The organism is Bradyrhizobium sp. BR13661 (genome assembly GCF_029892425.1).
GTDB lineage: Bacteria > Pseudomonadota > Alphaproteobacteria > Rhizobiales > Xanthobacteraceae > Bradyrhizobium.
This window is the reverse complement of sequence record NZ_JARXWB010000009.1, coordinates 32,355-48,833: the sequence shown is the minus strand read 5'-3', so window position 1 is coordinate 48,833 and position 16,479 is coordinate 32,355. Positions and strand designations below refer to the sequence as shown.

Annotated in this window: 17 protein-coding genes; 6 read left to right on the top strand and 11 right to left on the bottom strand. The window is 64.9% G+C overall.

All coding sequences use genetic code 11. The annotated features are described in order from the left end of the window. Positions 1-21 precede the first annotated feature (21 nt). From M2427_RS16755 to M2427_RS16745, 3 genes are all read right to left on the bottom strand, one after another. The gene (locus tag M2427_RS16755) at positions 22-1,587 is read right to left on the bottom strand and encodes a cation acetate symporter (RefSeq protein ID WP_280707536.1); all 1,566 of its coding nucleotides are present in this window, start codon (positions 1,585-1,587) and stop codon (positions 22-24) included. 9 nt (positions 1,588-1,596) lie between these two features. Further along, on the bottom strand, positions 1,597-1,890 hold the full coding sequence (locus tag M2427_RS16750; protein ID WP_280707535.1) for a DUF485 domain-containing protein: 294 nt from the start codon (positions 1,888-1,890) through the stop codon (positions 1,597-1,599). Positions 1,891-1,983: 93 nt separating this feature from the next. Further along, positions 1,984-2,931: a LysR family transcriptional regulator gene (locus M2427_RS16745; protein ID WP_280707534.1), complete on the bottom strand. Its 948-nt coding sequence runs from the start codon at positions 2,929-2,931 to the stop codon at positions 1,984-1,986. 159 nt (positions 2,932-3,090) lie between these two features. Here M2427_RS16745 and M2427_RS16740 point away from each other — a divergent pair, with 159 nt between their 5' ends. Further along, entirely contained in the window at positions 3,091-4,134 is a 1,044-nt protein-coding gene (locus M2427_RS16740; protein WP_280707533.1) for a carbon-nitrogen hydrolase family protein, read from the top strand. A gap of 37 nt (positions 4,135-4,171) precedes the next feature. Here the strand turns inward: M2427_RS16740 and M2427_RS16735 are convergent, their stop codons facing one another. The 6 genes from M2427_RS16735 to M2427_RS16710 form a co-directional block, all read right to left on the bottom strand. Next, positions 4,172-4,663 carry a septal ring lytic transglycosylase RlpA family protein gene (locus M2427_RS16735; RefSeq protein WP_280707532.1) on the bottom strand — a complete coding sequence of 164 codons (492 nt, stop codon included), beginning with the start codon at positions 4,661-4,663 and terminating at the stop codon, positions 4,172-4,174. Between the two features lie 346 nt (positions 4,664-5,009). Beyond that, on the bottom strand, positions 5,010-6,224 hold the full coding sequence (locus M2427_RS16730) for an acyl-CoA dehydrogenase family protein (protein WP_280707531.1): 1,215 nt from the start codon (positions 6,222-6,224) through the stop codon (positions 5,010-5,012). 212 nt (positions 6,225-6,436) lie between these two features. Next, on the bottom strand, positions 6,437-7,648 hold the full coding sequence (locus tag M2427_RS16725; protein ID WP_280707530.1) for an ABC transporter substrate-binding protein: 1,212 nt from the start codon (positions 7,646-7,648) through the stop codon (positions 6,437-6,439). Between the two features lie 113 nt (positions 7,649-7,761). Continuing rightward, positions 7,762-7,986: a hypothetical protein gene (locus M2427_RS16720; RefSeq protein ID WP_280707529.1), complete on the bottom strand. Its 225-nt coding sequence runs from the start codon at positions 7,984-7,986 to the stop codon at positions 7,762-7,764. A 22-nt stretch (positions 7,987-8,008) separates the two neighbouring features. Further along, a complete protein-coding gene (locus M2427_RS16715; RefSeq protein WP_280707528.1) occupies positions 8,009-8,584 on the bottom strand; it encodes an HdeD family acid-resistance protein in 576 nt (191 codons plus the stop codon). Between the two features lie 104 nt (positions 8,585-8,688). Next, positions 8,689-9,588 carry an alpha/beta hydrolase gene (locus tag M2427_RS16710; protein WP_280707527.1) on the bottom strand — a complete coding sequence of 300 codons (900 nt, stop codon included), beginning with the start codon at positions 9,586-9,588 and terminating at the stop codon, positions 8,689-8,691. A 98-nt stretch (positions 9,589-9,686) separates the two neighbouring features. Here M2427_RS16710 and M2427_RS16705 point away from each other — a divergent pair, with 98 nt between their 5' ends. Beyond that, positions 9,687-10,019, top strand: coding sequence for a hypothetical protein (locus M2427_RS16705; RefSeq protein WP_280707526.1), 333 nt, complete (start codon positions 9,687-9,689; stop codon positions 10,017-10,019). 9 nt (positions 10,020-10,028) lie between these two features. Here M2427_RS16705 and M2427_RS16700 read toward each other — a convergent pair whose 3' ends face one another. Next, entirely contained in the window at positions 10,029-12,110 is a 2,082-nt protein-coding gene (locus M2427_RS16700) for a bifunctional diguanylate cyclase/phosphodiesterase (protein WP_280707525.1), read from the bottom strand. A gap of 466 nt (positions 12,111-12,576) precedes the next feature. Between M2427_RS16700 and M2427_RS16695 the strand changes: the two genes are divergently transcribed. The 4 genes from M2427_RS16695 (at position 12,577) to M2427_RS16680 (ending at position 15,983) form a co-directional block, all read left to right on the top strand. Then, entirely contained in the window at positions 12,577-13,116 is a 540-nt protein-coding gene (locus M2427_RS16695) for a sigma-70 family RNA polymerase sigma factor (protein ID WP_280707524.1), read from the top strand. Between the two features lies 1 nt (position 13,117). Further along, positions 13,118-13,771, top strand: a complete 654-nt coding sequence (locus M2427_RS16690) for a ChrR family anti-sigma-E factor (protein WP_280707523.1) — start codon at positions 13,118-13,120, stop codon at positions 13,769-13,771. A 68-nt stretch (positions 13,772-13,839) separates the two neighbouring features. Further along, the gene (locus M2427_RS16685) at positions 13,840-14,436 is read left to right on the top strand and encodes a sigma-70 family RNA polymerase sigma factor (protein ID WP_280707522.1); all 597 of its coding nucleotides are present in this window, start codon (positions 13,840-13,842) and stop codon (positions 14,434-14,436) included. A gap of 8 nt (positions 14,437-14,444) precedes the next feature. Then, a complete protein-coding gene (locus tag M2427_RS16680; RefSeq protein ID WP_280707521.1) occupies positions 14,445-15,983 on the top strand; it encodes a cryptochrome/photolyase family protein in 1,539 nt (512 codons plus the stop codon). 8 nt (positions 15,984-15,991) lie between these two features. Here the strand turns inward: M2427_RS16680 and M2427_RS16675 are convergent, their stop codons facing one another. Further along, a complete protein-coding gene (locus M2427_RS16675; RefSeq protein WP_348521929.1) occupies positions 15,992-16,435 on the bottom strand; it encodes a TspO/MBR family protein in 444 nt (147 codons plus the stop codon). Positions 16,436-16,479 lie beyond the last annotated feature (44 nt).

Below are 16,479 nucleotides of genomic sequence, written 5' to 3'. Positions count from 1 at the left end.
CGCTTTGCCCCGCGTCGCGGCCTAGTCCTGCCGTGCCGCGACCGGCCGTGCGCGTCCGAACAGGATGCGCTCCTGCATGGAAGCGAAGGTCGCATCCGCGTTCGTCTCGGTCGTCACGAGCGAAATCACGATCGCAACAAGGAACGACAACGGCATGCAGATGATGGCCGGGTTACGCAGCGATACGAACCACCAGGCGCCTTCGACCTGCGCCAGCGTCTTGCCGAGGACGTCGACCTGGATGGTCGGCGACAGCACGATCAGCAGCAGCGAGCTCAGCGTTCCCACCAGAATGCTGGCCACTGCTGCCGAGGTCGTGAAGCGCCGCCAAATGATGGCGAGAACGAGCGACGGGAAATTGGCCGCGCACGCCACCGAGAAGGCAAGCCCCGCCATGAACGCCACGTTCTGGCCTTCGAAGGCGACCCCGAGGACGACGGCGAGCACGGAGATCGCCACGGTTGCGATGCGTGCGACCTTCAGCTGCTCCGCCTCGGAGGCGGTGCCGTTGCGGACGACATTCGTCCAGACGTCGTGGCACAGGGTGGCGACGCCGGACAAGGTGAGCCCCGCGACGACCGCGAGCATGGTCGCGAACGCCACCGCGCAGATGAAGCCGAAGAAGGCGTTGCCGCCGACGGCGAGCGCAAGCAGAGGCGCCGCCATGTTGCCGCCGCCGCCAGCCCTGGTCACGGCCTCGGGGCCGACCAGGACCATCGCGCCGAAGCCAATGATGAACACCATGAGGTGGAAGAAGCCGATCAGGCCTGTGGCATAGAGGATCGACAGGCGCGCCGCCTTGGCGTCGCGCACCGTGTAGGCCCGCATCAGCACATGCGGCATCGCCGCCGTTCCGAACATCAGGCCGAGGCCGAGCGAAACGGCGTCCCATTGCCCGGAGACCACGCGCGAACCGGGCTGAAGCACCCTTGCTCCGTACTTTTCCGACGCCGCGGCAAACAGTTTCAGCGGGTTCATCTCGAAATGCGTCAGCACGAGAAAGGCGAGCAGCACGCCGCCCGCCATCAGCAGCGCTGCCTTGACCACCTGCACCCAGGTGGTGGCGAGCATGCCGCCGAACAGCACGTAGACCAGCATCACACTGCCCACGAGCATCACCGACCACGAGTAGGACAGGCCGAACAGCAGCTTGATCAGCGATCCCGTCGCGACCATCTGGGCGATCAGATAGAACAGGATCACCGCGAGCGTTCCAACCGCCGCCGCAACCCGCACCGGTCGCTGGCGCAAGCGGTAGGCCACCACGTCGGCGAAGGTGAAACGGCCGACGTTGCGCAAGGGCTCGACGATCAGGAACAGGATGATCGGCCAGCCGACCAGCCAGCCGATCGAGTAGATCATGCCGTCGAAGCCGTTCGAGGTCACGATGCCGGCAATGCCGAGCAGCGCGCCGGCACTGAGGAAGTCGCCAGCCAGCGCCCAGCCGTTCTGCCAGGGCGTCACCTCGCCGCCAGCCGCGAAGAAATGTTCGGTCGTGCGCGTGCGCCGCGCCGCCCAGTAGGTGATCAGAAGGGTGAGCGCCATGAAGGCGAAGAAGAAGCCGATCGAGATCGCGTTGCTGCCCATGTCGTTCCCCTATCGATCAAGATCGCGCAAGGCCGGATCGAACACCCGGTTGGCCCAGAGCACGTAGACAAGGCACAGCAGGAAAGAGCTGATGATGACGAGTGGTCCGAGAACGATACAGAGCGACAATCCCGGCGCCAGCATCTGGCCGAGCAACGGCTTGTCGAACGCGAACAGCGCCATGAACGTGAAATAGATGATCATCATCGCGGCACTCAGGCCGAGCGCGACCCAAAGCCTCTGGCTCGCCAGCGCTCGGGCCTGGGCCCTCGCCTTGCTTGCCGTGTCAGTCCGTGCGTCCATTGCGGTCTCGATGTTGCGTGCCGGCAGACTTGACCGGCAAATTCAGCCGCCGGCCGTTGAAGGCAGCTTCCGGCCCGCTCGCAACAAAGGGAACTACGGATTTTTGCAATCTGCCGTGCGCATCTGCGGCATGGGCGTGAGCCCCAGCTGCATGTCCGGGTCGTTCTTCAACGTGGTGCGCAGGAACGCCCGGACGGCGCGGATGCGCGGGGCGAACTGGAGATCGCCGTGCACGTTGAGCCAGACCTCGCGACTGGTCGAGGCAAGACCGGGCAGCACGGGAATGAGGTCCGGCCGCTCGGCAATCGCGAAGCTCGGCAACAACACGATGCCGAGCCCGCCCGCGGCGGCGTTCATCTGCGCGATCATGCTGTTGGAGTGGAAGGCGATGCGGGGCTCTTCGATGACGTCGTCGAGCCAGCGCACCGAATCCACCTGGATCAGGTCCTCGATATAGGACACGAACCAGTGCTTCTCGAGGTCGCGCAAGCTTTCAGGCGTGCCGTGGCTGTCGAGATAAGAGCGGCTGGCATAGAGTCCGAGGGCGAACTTGCCGATCCGTTCCGAGATCAGGCCCGGCCCCGGCGGCTGGAAGAACGACACGAACAAATCGGCTTCGCGCTTATGGACGTAGACCGTCTGCGCCGAGGTCACGAGCTCGACGGTCAATTGCGGCATGGTCTTGCGCAAACCGCTGAAGCGCTGCGCCAGGTACAGCGAGGCGATGCCCTCCATCGTCGCCAGCCGGACGGTGCCGGCGAGCCCTTCGGTGTCGCCGATGCTCGCTTCCTCATGAATGGCGATGACGGCGCTCTCGACCTTTTCGGCATGACGCAGCAGCCGCTCGCCGATCTCGTTCAGCTTCAGGCCGGTGCGGTGGCGCTCGAAAACGGCCGTGCCGAGCGAGGCTTCCATCTGGGCGATGCGCCGGCTCACCGTGGAATGATCGAGCCGCAGCCGCTTGGCGGTCTGGCTGAGATTGCCGGCGCGGGCGGCGTGCAGAAAGACGCGCAGATCATCCCAGTTGAGCGTGTCGAACATGGCCGGCTCCTGCATGTCGTGAATCTTCCGACGAAGGCTGCAATTCCTGTTCCAGCCGGCGCTTTCGATCCTCTGCAACCGGGCTTGCGATAATCCCTATGCGTAGGACGGAATGGACAATGCTACCGGACCGATCGACCAGGACGCCAGGAAGATCCCATGCTCCCCCGTTTCAAGGCTGCCGCCGTCCACGCCGCACCCGTCTTTCTCGACCGCACCGCAACCACGGAGAAGGCCATCTCGATCATCCGCGAGGCCGCCAGGGCCGGCGCGGAGCTGATCGCCTTTCCGGAGACCTACATCCCGGCCTTTCCGGTCTGGGCCGCGCTCTGGGCGCCAATCGACAACCACGATCTGTTCGCCCGCATGGCCGGGCAATCGGTCCTGGTCGACGGTCCGGAGGTCGCGCGGCTGCGCGCTGAGGCGCGGGCGCTGGGCGTCACCGTCTCGATCGGCATCAGCGAACGCTCTCCGGTCAGTGCCGGCGGATTGTGGAATTCGAACCTGCTGATCGGGGACGACGGCGAGATCCTCGTCCATCACCGCAAGCTGGTGCCGACGTTCTACGAGAAGCTGGTCTGGGCATCGGGTGACGGCGCCGGCCTCAAGGTGGCAGAGGTGCGGCTCGGCCGGATCGGATGCCTGATCTGCGGCGAGAACACCAATCCGCTGGCGCGATTTGCCCTGATGGCCCAGGGCGAGCAGGTGCATATCTCGAGCTGGCCGCCGATGTGGCCGACACGCAGGCCGAGCGGCGGCGGAAATTTCAACAACGTCGCGGCCAACCGCATCCGCGCCAGCGCGCATTCGTTCGAGGCCAAGGCGTTCGGGATCGTCACCGCCGGATACATGGATGCGCCGATGCGCGCCTTCCTGATCGCGCGGGATCCCAGTGTCGCCGACGTGATCGACCAGACCCCGCGTGCGGCGAGCTTCTTCGTCGATCCGACCGGCGAGGCCTTCGGCGACACGCTCCAGGACGAGGAAGGCATCGCCTACGCGAACATCGATCTCAACAAATGCGTCGAGCCGAAGCAATTCCACGATGTCGTCGGCTACTACAACCGGTTCGACATTTTCGATCTGTCGATCGATCGGACGCGGCTTGCTCCGGCGAACTTTTCCGACGATGCGACACGACCGTCGCCCGTCGCCTCGCTGCCATCCACCGATCAAGTGAAAGTCGGTGACGGGCCGGCGTAATCATTTCAACGCGTGAGCCGTCACGCCGTCAGCACCGTCAGCCAACCGGCCCCGGCGTCCAATCGTCTCCGGACAGCGGCCTGACCGTGACGCCGGGAATGACGCCAAGCTCCATGCTCGGATCGAAATGGCGCATCGTTCGCTCGTTGAGGTCGATGATGCGGCCGGGCTTGAGCGGCCCCACGTCGTTGATCTTGACGATCACCTTCTTGCCGATGGCCTCGATGAGCGCATATTTCGGCCTCGCCCCGAATTGGACGCCGCCAAACTTCTCACGCAAGCTCGTCCTGATGGCGGCTGTCCACACCTCGGGATCATAACGCTCGCCGGAGGCCGTGCTCGGGCCGCCCTCCTCCTTGCCGGGCTTGAGGGGATTATACGTGGATGCCGCGCCGACGATCGCTTCCTCACAGGCAGCTTCGACAACGGCGCTTGATTGAGCCTCATTTGTTTCACTGCGGGCGACGGTCACAGACACGGCAAGCGCAACCAGGGCGCCGCACATCGCGGCGCTCGAGCGGAACTCCATCAATTCTCCTTTGATTGTTCGTTCGGTTCCCGATGCCGCAAAAACATGGGCAAGCAAACGCGAAGCGTTTTGCGAACCTGCGCCAGTCCTTTGCGGATTCGCGCCAACGCTGGCCGCGGAACCGTTGGGGGAACCAGAGTGATTCCCGCACTGTTTTTGAGTTGTCGCCGTCTAAGACAGGGATTGCGTCAGCAACATGACTCGGGGAGTCATGTATCTCGACTCCCCGGAATCTTACGGGGCTGGCGATCGAAGCGTGTCGCGCAATACCCGTGAAAACCACGATCGCGCCAGACTGCAGACATGTTGCGCGCCGTTGTTCGGCAACAGGAGGCTCCAGCCTCCCCTACCCCATCACGCCGCCGCGCTTGATCAGTTCCTTGCCGACCGCGGCCAGATGCACCTGGTCCGGGCCGTCGCCGATGCGGATGAAGCGGGCGTAGACATAGGCGCGGGCGAGGAACGTGTCCTGCGAGACGCCGGCGGCGCCATGGATCTGGATCGCGCGGTCGATGACGCGGGCGGCCATGCTGGGCACCACGATCTTGGCGGCGGCGATCAAGTCGCGCGCGGCCTTGTTGCCCTCGCGGTCCATCTTGTCCGCAGCCTGCAGCGTGAGCAGGCGCGCCTGCGCGATCTCGCAGAAGGAGTGCGCGATATCCTCGCGCACCGAGCCCTGCTCGGCCAGCGGCTTGCCGAAGGCCGTGCGCGAGACCGAGCGCTGGCACATCAATTCCAGCGCGCGCTGGGCGCAGCCGATCAGCCGCATGCAGTGGTGGATGCGACCGGGCCCCAGTCTTCCTTGCGCGATCTCGAAGCCGCGGCCTTCGCCGAGCAAAATGTTCTCGGCGGGCACGCGGACATTCTCGTAGACGATTTCGGGGTGGCCGACCGGCGCATCGTCATAGCCGTAAGTGAGCATGTCCCTGACGATGCGGACGCCGGGCGTATTCTTGGGCACCAGGATCATGGATTGCTGGCGATGGCGGTCGGGATCGTCAGGGGCGGTCTTGCCCATCACGATCAGGATCTCGCAATCCTCGTTCATCGCACCCGAGGTGAACCATTTGCGGCCGTTGATGACATAGTCGTCGCCATCGCGCGTGATCGCACACTGGATGTTGGTGGCATCGCTGGAAGCGACCTGCGGCTCGGTCATCGAGAAGCCGGAGCGAATGCGGCCCTCGAGCAGCGGCTTCAGCCAGCGCTCCTGCTGCGCGCTTGTGCCGTAATTGGCGAGCACTTCCATGTTGCCGACGTCGGGGGCCGAGCAATTGAACACTTCGGGCGCCCAGAGGATGCGGCCCATGATCTCCTTCACCGGCGCGTATTCAAGGTTCGTCAATCCGGGACCATGCTCGCCTGATAGAAACAGGTTCCAGAGCCCCTGCTGCCGCGCCAGCCGCTTCAGGTCCTGCAGCACAGGAGGTGTCTCGTAGCGAGCGGCCTCCGGCTTCACCTGATCGTAATAGAGTTCCTCGACCGGCTCGACATGCGTCCGCATGAACTGGCGGACGCGCTCCTGCAGCTCCAGCGAGCGGCCGGTGTGGTGAAAGTCCATGGTGGTCTCCTGCTCGCTAAAGGTGTCTCTTCCCTTCTCCCCTTGCGGGAGAAGGTGGCGCGAAGCGCCGGATGAGGGGTCTGTCACCGCATACTCAGCTGCATTTGGATTCGCGGATAGAGACCCCTCACCCGGCTTGCCGCTTCGCGGCAATCCACCCTCTCCCGCAAGGGGAGAGGGTGCGCCGTCTCCATGGCCGCTCGCCTTCCCCCTCACGTCCCGCGCAACAGCTCGCTCGCGACCACCCAGTCGTTGCCGTCGAACTGCAGCATATAGCCGTCCTTGATCGGGCGGAAATCCTGCGGCGTGGTGTTGAGCGTGATGCCGGGGAGCAGGAGCGACAGCGGCACGTTCTTCAGGTTCGAGGCCTGAGCCATGATATTTTCCCGCGTCAGATCGTCCTTGCATTGCGTCAGCACCACCACCAGCGCCTCGGCGACCGTATAGCCATAGAGCGCGGCGACGTTGTTGATGTCGGCATTCGGCAGGCGCCGCTTCATGAAGTCGATATAGGCCGACATCGCCGGATCGTCCTTCGGCTCCGCCGTGAACGGCTTGAGCGAGCCGAGCGACAGCACGCCCTTGCCCGCATCGAGGCCGGCGGGCGCCATCACGGTCGCCTTGTTGGCACAGCCGCTCGCGAGGAAGCGCGTCGGCTGCCAGCCGACCTCATGCGCTTTTCGGATCGCCTGCGCGCAGGCGCGCGGCGTCACCGAGTAGATCATGAAAACGTCGGCCTTGGTGTTGGCCAGCGTCAGCACCTGGGAGTCGACGGTGGGGTCGGCGACCTCGAAGCTCGAGGCCATCGCGATCGCCTTGTCGGCGTCGGCGCCGAGCGCTTCCTTCACCCCGCGAAGATATTCCTTGCCGGCATCGTCGTTCTGATAGAGGACGGCGAAGCGCGCATTCGGATTCTTGGCGCGGGCATAGGCGACGTCGATGGCGGCCTCGCTGGTGTAGTTCGGCGCCCAGGGCAGCGCCATCGACCACGGCATGTTGGCGGGATCGTTCCACTTCGAGGCCGAGCTGATCAGGAACAGCTGCGGCACCTTGTTGCTGTTGAGATATTTCGCGATCGCCGAGCTCGGCGCCGTGCCCATGGTCGCGAAGATGAAGGCAACGCCATCGCCTTCGACCAGGCGCCGCGCGGCTTCCATGGTCTTCGGCGGCGAGAAGGCGTCATCAAGCGACAACAGGTTGAGCTTGCGGCCGTTGACGCCGCCCTTCTCGTTGATCTCGTCGAAATAGGCCGTGAGCACCCGGCCGGTGATGCCAAGTGGCGAGGCCGGCCCGCTATACGGCATGGTGTTGCCGATCTTGATCTCGGTGTCGGTCACACCGGGACCGTAAGATTTCTGGGCGGAGACGGGCGCGGACAGACAGGCGGCAGCCAGCGCTGCGGCCAGGGCCAAAGCGGCTTTCATGGTTTCTCCCCAATGATGATCGTCCGCGCGAGGCGACCGCACGGCGTGCTGCCTTTTGCCAGCGCGTCAGCTCAGCGGAGTTCGGCGAGGTGGTCTTGCGTCGAGTTGCTGGTTCACTCGACGCTACGCTTCGAGCCGGTGTAGGAGCGCCTGAGCAGCGCGAACAGGCTGCCGCCGGTCGCAGCTCCCAGCAGATAGACAACCAGGGTCTGGACCGCGAGCGGCAGGCTGAGATTCATCCTGAAGAAGGAGATCGTGACCGTCTCGAAATTCTGCGCGGCAAAGATGACCGTGCCGGCGGCGAACAGCGCGATGACGGCAATGTAGAGCCAGCGCATCACGATCTCCTTCGCACCGCGCCTAGTGACGCTGCTTCAGACTGAAGCCCAGGCTGATCCATCCGGCGCCGGCCATGACCAGGTCGATGCCGAGGAACAGGCCGAGGATGTAGACGCTGTTGACCGGCCAGCGCGCCACGATCAACAGGCCCAGCAGCAGCGTGATCGCGCCCGACAACGCGACCCATACCCACGGGCTCTCGCGCTTCATGCTGAAGGCGAGGAACAGCCTGACGGCGCCGGAGGCGATCAGCGACGCGCCCAGGAACAGCGTCAGCAGGACTGCCGCGAACAGCGGGTTGTCGAAGGTGAGGAAGCCGGCGATGACGTAGAGCACACCGAGCAACGCCCAGATCAGGAACTTGCCCCAGCTCTTCATCTGGAACGCACCGATGATCTCGGCAGCGCCGGCGACGATCATCATCGCGCCGACGACCAGCACGCTCGCCACCGTCGCCATCACGACGCTGCCGAGCGCGACGAAGCCGGCGATGAGGTAGACGACGCCAAGACCAACGATCCAGCCCCATTTGGCATGCAACGCGGCGATGCCGGAGCCGAGGCTCGCATGGTGAGACGTATCCGAAGCACTTGTCATGACGTACCTCCTGCATGTGACGCCCCCGAGCACATCTCAGGATAGCATCGTGCCGGGACGACGGCGAGCAGATCAGCTCCGGCGCGCGCGGACGTTGACGCAAATCAAGCCTGCGACAACGCCATTTTGCGCACATCCAGGACAGCCTGCGCCCATTCGGCCGGCCGTTCCTGCGGCAGATTGTGACCGGCACCAGTGAACACGCGCCGCTCGAACAAACCCTCGAACTTCTTCGCATGATGCGCGGTGCCGGGATTGACGCCGTCGCTGTCACCGTCGATCGCGATGGTGGGGACACGGACCGGCGGCTGCCCGGCGAGCTTCGCCTCGATGGCGGCATAGGCCGGATCGCCTTCGACCAGCGCATAGCGGTGGCGATAGGAATGGATCACGACGTCGACGAAATCAGGATTGTCGAACGACGCCGCGCTCGCCTCGAACGTGGCGTCATCGAATTGCCATGTCGGCGACCACATCGCCCACAGCTGGCGGGCGAAACCGCGGCGATTATGTTCCAGCGCGCGGCGGCCGCGCTCATTGTGGAACAGATATTGATACCACAGCGCCGCCTCCTCCGGCGGCAAGGCCGGCTCCATGGAACGGGCGATGTTCTGGATGTTGTAGGAATTGCCGGAGACGAGCCCGACGACGCGTTCGGGGTACACCGCCGAGACGACGCAGGCCGCGCGCCCGCCCCAATCATAGCCGCCGACAACGGCGCGCTGAATACCGAGGGCATCCATGAAGGCCAGGAGATCGGCACCGAGCGCCGCCTGCTCGCCGGAGCGCAGCGTCTCAGCCGACCGGAACCGCGTCGGCCCGTAGCCGCGCAGCCACGGCACCAGCACCCGCGCACCGGCCTGCGCGATCAACGGCGCGGCCGCGGCATAGGCGTTTACGTCATAGGGAAAGCCGTGACCCATGATGCAGGACCAGCCGTCCGGCGCGCCGTAGTCGAGATAGGCGATCTCCAGAACGTCCGTCGTGATGGATTTGTATTGCATGAGGCGCACTCGACCCGGTGCAAGAACCTAACTCGCGCCCGTCGGTGATCCAACCCCTTTTGCGCATCGTTCCTGCTGCATCACAATCGAGGTGCAGCATGGTCTATGTCTCCATGACCGGCTTCCGCCCGCGCGGGATCGCGCAGTTGCCGAGGTTCTGGTGGCGAACGGTTCAGTCTCTCGCGCAGGCACGCCATGCATCCGGCGTTGTCGTGGTCGAAGCGAGGATCATCGGCGGGACCTATCACACGCTGACAGCCTGGTCGGATCTCGTCAGCATGCGCGCCTTCGTTGCGAGCGGCGCGCATCTCAAGGCCATGAAGAACTTCCGGAAGCTCGGCACCGGCAGGATCTTCGGCTACGCTCCCGATCAGATTCCGGATTGGAACACTGTGTACGAGCTCTGGATGCTGCACGGCCGAGAGGTTTGACCGGCCGTCTCAGGCCGCCTCAACCGACTTGCGCTCCTTGCGCGCATCGGCCGCTTGCGGACGCGACGCCTTCTCGTCGTCAATCATCCGGGTCACGACCTCGACCGGCATCGGCCGGCCGAACAGATAGCCCTGCACGCTGTCGCAGCCTTCGCCGCGGAGAAAGTCGAGGTGGCGCGTGGTCTCGACGCCTTCGGCCAGCACCGGGATGTTGAGACTGCGGCCGAGCAGCAGCGTCGCCTTGACGATCGCGGCCGCGTGAACGCTGGTCTCGACCGCCTGCACGAAACTCTTGTCGACCTTGATCTTGTCGAACGGGAACGCCTGCAGCGTCGAGAGCGAGGAATAGCCGGTGCCGAAATCATCCATGGCGACAGTGACGCCGATCGCCTTCAGAGCCAGCACGACCTGAAGCGCGTGCTGGCGGTCGGCGATGATGCCGCTCTCGGTCAGCTCGATCTCGAGCCGCGACGGCGCCAGGCCCGTCTCGCTCAGGATTTCCGCCACGCGCCGCGGCAGTTCGTGATTGAGCTGCATCGGCGCGACGTTGACCGCAACCTTGAACGGCAGGCGCCACCCCGCGGCGGCGGTGCAGGCGGTCCGCATCACCCAGTCGCCGATCTCGATGATCAGGCCGGTCTCTTCAGCGATCGGGATGAAGGCATCGGGCGGAATGCGTCCCTTCTGCGGATGATTCCAGCGGATCAGGGCTTCGAAGCCGACGATGCCGCCGGTGTTGGTGTCGTTCTGGACCTGATAGTGCAGCTCGAGCTCGTCGCCGGCGAGCGCGCGCTTGAGATCGATCGCGAGCTCGGCGCGGAGGCGGCTCGCCTCGTCCATCGACGGTTCATAGGTGCAGATCTTGCCGCGGCCGAGGCTCTTGGCGCGATACATCGCCAGATCAGCGCGCTGGGTGAGCTCATCGCCGGTCTGACCATGCTCCGGAAACAGCGCAACGCCGATGCTGCAGCCGACCGCCAAAGTCTGGTGCTGCCACTCGACCGGGTCGAGCACGATGTTGCGCAGGCGCTCGGCGAACTTGACCGCCTCGCCGCGGGCGAAGACGTCGCTCTTCACGGCGACGAATTCGTCGCCGCCGGTGCGGGCCAGAAATTCGCCGGGCTGCAGCTCGCCGGCAATGCGCTGGGCGACCTGCTGCAGCAGGTAATCGCCGCCGACATGGCCGTGGACGTCGTTGATGTCCTTGAAGCGGTCGAGATCGATCGCCAGCACGACGACGCGCGCCGTGTCGTCTCCGCGTCCCGCGAGCAGATCGTGCAGGCGCTGCACGAGGCCATTGCGGTTCGGCAAGCCTGTGAGCGGATCATGCATCGCCAGATGCTTGAAGCTCTCGGTCGCCTCGTTGGCGGCCTGCAGGTCGATGGCATAGGCAGACGCCGCCATCGCCATCATCAGGCTGATGCCGACGATGACGCTGGTGATCATGAACGTATCCGACAGCGCCTGCGGCGGCATCGCCATGTCGAACACGGGATAGACGGTCACCGCGGCCATGCCGGTGAAATGCAGCGACACGATCGCCAGGATCATAGAGAGCGCGCCGCCATATTTGCAGAAGCGGGTGATGGGCCGCGCGATGCGGTTGGCGGCGACCGCGCCGAAGCCGGCCGCGAACACGACCGACAGTGCCACGAGCGGATAATTCCAGCCGAGCATGCCGGGAACTTCGAACGCGGCCATGCCGGTATAATGCATCGCGGCAATGCCGAGACCGAAAATCGCGCCGCCACCCTCGATCGCAGGCCCGAGCCGGGTGCGGGTGGTGATGAAGAAGCCGACCCAGGCGAAGAGCACGGTGATCATCAGCGAGGCGAAGGTCAGCCCGGGTTCGAAGGCGCGCGCGACCGGGGCGTGGTAGCCGAGCATCGCCGCAAAATGCGTGGTCCACACCGTGCCGCCGGCAACGAGGCCAGACAGGAACAGCAGGTTGAAGCGCCGCGCCCCGGTGTTGCGCCTGACACGTGCGAGCAGCCGCATGGACAGCAGCGACCCGAGCACGCAAACCAGCACCGCGACTGCGAGGTAGCGCAGATCGTGCTGGCCGGGCAGACAGGTCAAAGCTTGCCACATGCGAATTTGTTCTCCTGGAAAGCAGATACGAGGCAGGGTGGCGATTGGATCAGGGCACGTTCGGACAGGGTTAGCGGCACGTGAACGCCGCCTCGCCCGACCAAGGCCGGGCGACCAATCCAGCCATGCGGCGTATTAAACGCTGGTGTATGCAGGAGAAATCAGCCGGACCCGAAGTCTGCACGATGAAGAAACGGTTCTCGGTACCCGAAGTTTTGCCGCCAACGGGAACCTTGGCCACCGCGATCCCACTGCTTGTCGCGGCCGGGCCGGGCACCTACAAGGAAAGGACTCATGGAAGTGATCCGGAGGGCGGCGTCGGGCGTTATGGACAGGACATGTCATCAGAGGCTCCATGACCGCCGGTCTTTACGCTGTGAGCAGGCCCTTGTGGCGCAGCAACCCTGCGGCGGCTACCCGGCGGGATCGGCCTCGCGGATTCCCAGGCGAAAGGCCCAAGGCGACAGTGGAATGGGCTGAATTGATCGGACGCATCGCGGCCCATGGCGACCGGGACGCGTTCAAGCTCTTGTTCGAGCATTTTGCTCCGCGCGTGAAGGGATTCCTGGTGAAGACCGGGATGAACGCAGACGCTGCGGAGGAAATCGCGCAGACGACGCTGCTGACGGTGTGGCGCAAGGCCGCCCAGTTCGACCCCGCGTCCGCGGGCGCGGCCGCCTGGATCTTCACCATCGCGCGCAATCTGCGCATCGACTCCGCCCGGGCTGCGGCACGGCAGGCCAAGGTCGCGCTGGGCGCAGAGCGGGACGAGACGCCCGAGGTCGCGGATTCGCCGGAGACCATGATGGTCAGGAGCGAAGATATCTCGCGGGTGACGGCCGCGCTGCAGCGATTGTCCGAAGAGCAATCCAAGGTGATCCGGATGTCGTTTATCGAGGAGCAGCCGCACGGCGAGATCGCCGAGCGGCTCGGACTTCCGCTCGGAACGGTCAAGTCTCGCATCAGGCTTGCCATGGCGCGGCTCAGGGATCTTTTGGACGACTGACATGACCATCAACCATCATCCCCCTGAAGATCTCCTGGCCGATTTCGCCGCCGGCCGGCTCGACGAGGCCGACCGACTCGTCATCGGCGTCCATGCCGCGCAATGCCCGCGCTGCCGGCGCTTCATCGCCGCGATCGAGCAGCTTGCCGGCGCCGCGCTCGAGCAAGCCGCCCCGGTCGCCATGGCGGACGATGCGTTCGCGACGATCATGGCTGCGATCGACGAGCCGGAGACGACGTCTGCGCCGGCCCCGGAAGTTTCGCGACCGGTGCCGCTCATTGACGACGATCTCCCGGAGATCCTGCTCCGCTGCCGGTTCAGCAAGAGCCGGCGCGTGGCGCCGGGCGTCAAGATGCAACCGATCATGCTGCCTGGCGCGGACAAGTCGCGCGCGTTTCTGCTGTGGTCGGCGCCTGGCACGCGGATGCTGGAGCATTCGCACACCGGGACGGAGCTGACCCTGGTGCTGAAAGGCAGCTTCAGCCATCAGGGCGGCGATTTCAGGCCGGGCGATTTCGACTTCGGTGACGGCGAGGTCGATCATCAGCCGATGGTCGGCAACGATAGGCCGTGCCTATGTCTTGTCGCCATGAGCGGGGATTTGCAGATGCACGGCTGGCTCGGCCGGCTGATCTCGCCCTTCGTGCGGCTTTGAGCGCTCTCATGTGATCCAGTCCAGCCACGCCGTCGTTCTCTTGGCAGGTTAAGCTGGAGGACGAGGGAATGAGCTGCGGCAGGCTGACGGCCCGGGATCCGTTGATCGAGCGCCTGAGCGATCTCCTCGCCCGCGTCGGGCGCGGCGATCAGCGGGCCTTCGCCGAGCTCTTCGCCGCGACGCGCAACAAGCTGCGCAAGACCGCACGCCCGTTTGCGCCTGTAAACGCGGATCTCGACGACCTGCTCCAGGATGCCTATCTGAAGATCTGGAAGCACGCGGCCCACTTCGATCCAGGCCGTTCATCGCCGATCACCTGGATGTGCGCGATCATGCGCAACACCGCGATCGACGCGGCGCGGCTCAAGCAGGTGCCGACGGCGGAACTCGACGAAGCGCTGGCGGTGCCGGACGCCGCCGCTTCCGAAGACGCATTCGACTACGACCTCGTCGAGCCGATCGCAGCACGTGCCATCGAGCGGCTTCCCGATCAACGCCGGCAGTTGCTGTCGCGGGCCTATCTCGAAGGCGAAAGCCGCCTGATGCTGGCGCAGCGTTTCGGTGTGCCGGTCGGCACGATCAAGACCTGGCTGCGGCGGACGGTTGCCTCGCTGCGCGACGAATGTCTGGCCTGCACACCCAACGTGGTGGCGCCGCGTCCGTGAGCCGGCGCATGGCCCGATCCGGTGAGCCGCAGCGGGAGGTCAGGAACCTGGTGCTGGTGCTCGGCGACCAGCTCGATCTCGATAGCGCCGCATTCGACGGCTTCGAGGCCAGCCGGGACGTCGTGCTGCAAATGGAGGTGATGGAAGAAACCTCCTACATCCCGCAGCACAAGAAGCGCATCGCGTATTTCCTCGCATCGATGCGCCATTTCAGGGATGAGCTCGCCGCACGCGGACGGCGCGTGCACTATGTCGAGATCGACGCACCCGAAAACACCGGCCGGTTCGAAACCGAGATCGCCCGGGCCCAGCAGATGCTCAGGCCATCCCGCACGATCGTGGTCGAGCCGGGCGACTGGCGGGTCGCCGAAAAGCTGCGCCGGCTGGTCCAGCCGCCGGAGCTTCGCAACGATCGCCATTTCCTGTGTTCGCGCGACGAGTTCGCGACCTTTTCCGAGTGGCATCCCCGGCCGATCCTGGAAACGTTCTATCGCGCCATGCGCCGGAAGACCGGCCTGCTGATGGATCGCGAGGGACGACCCGTGGGCGGGTCCTGGAATTTCGACGCCGAGAATCGCAAATCGTTCGGCAAGACCAGTCCACCATTGCCATCCCGGCCGACCTGTGCGCCGGACGCACTCACGGCGCAGGTGCTGCGGCTCGTCGCCCTGCGTTTCGCCGACAGCCCCGGCAAGCTCGACGATTTCGACCTGCCTGTCACGCGCGCGCAGGCGCTGACGCAAATGGAGGACTTCGTCGCAAAGCGGCTCCCCCTGTTCGGGACCTATCAGGACGCAATGCGCTCCGGCGAGCCGTTCCTCTACCACTCGGTTCTGTCAGGGCCGCTGAACCTGCACCAGCTGCGCCCGCTGGAGGTCGTCCAGTCAGCGTTGCAGAGCCGCTCCGCGCCGTTGAACGCGCTGGAAGGATTTGTACGCCAGATCATCGGCTGGCGCGAATTCGTCCGCGGCATCTATTGGCGGCGAATGCCGCACTACGCCGAAGAGAACGCGCTGGGCGCCGAACTGCCGATGCCGAGATTCTACTGGACCGGCGAGACCGAGATGCGCTGCCTCGCCGAGGCGATCGGCCATACCATCGACCACGCCTATGCCCACCACATCGAGCGGCTGATGGTCCTGGGCCTGTTCGCCATGCTGCTCGGCGTCAGGCCCTACGATGTCCATCGCTGGCACATGTCGATGTTCTGGGACGCGATCGACTGGGTTTCGTTGCCGAACACGCTCGGCATGAGCCAGCATGGGGATGGCGGCATCGTCGGCACGAAGCCTTATGCAGCGTCGGGCAACTACATCAACCGCATGAGCGATCATTGCAGGCACTGCCGTTTCGATCCCAAGCAGGCGACCGGCGAGAACGCCTGCCCCTTCACCACGCTGTACTGGAATTTCCTGGACAAGCACCGCAAACGCTTCGCCACCAACGGCCGGATGAACAATCAATACGCCAATCTCGATCGCAAGGACGCGGCGGAATTGCGCGCGATCCGGCGGCAGGCGGCGAAGATTTCGGACGCCGCGGCCTGACCGCCTGCTCAATTGAGCATGAAGATGCCGGCGTTGAGCAAGGTGGCGAATGCGACCCACGCAGCATAAGGAACGAACAGCAATGCCGCCGTCCGGTCCGTCGGCCAGCGCTCGACGATGAACCCGATGATCGCAAACAGCATCGCAACAATGATCCCCAGCGCGAGGCCGCTCCGATGCCAGGCGAAGAAGACTGGCGACCAGGCGAAGTTGAGCAGCATCTGCACGGTCCAGAGCATCATGGCGACGCCATATGGCGCCTGCTGCCAGGTCCGCGCGCCGGCGAGCGCGATCAGCAGATAGATCACGGACCACACCGGCGCGAAAACCCAGTTCGGCGGGTTGAACGACGGCTTGATCTGCGCGGCGTACCATTGGCCCGGCATGGTCGTACTTCCGATGGCGAAGCCGATCCCGAGCACGAGGAGAACGAAAATGATTTGGGTCGTCAAAGATGAGCGCATGCCGCCATGACCGCGTGAAAGGGGAGCCATCA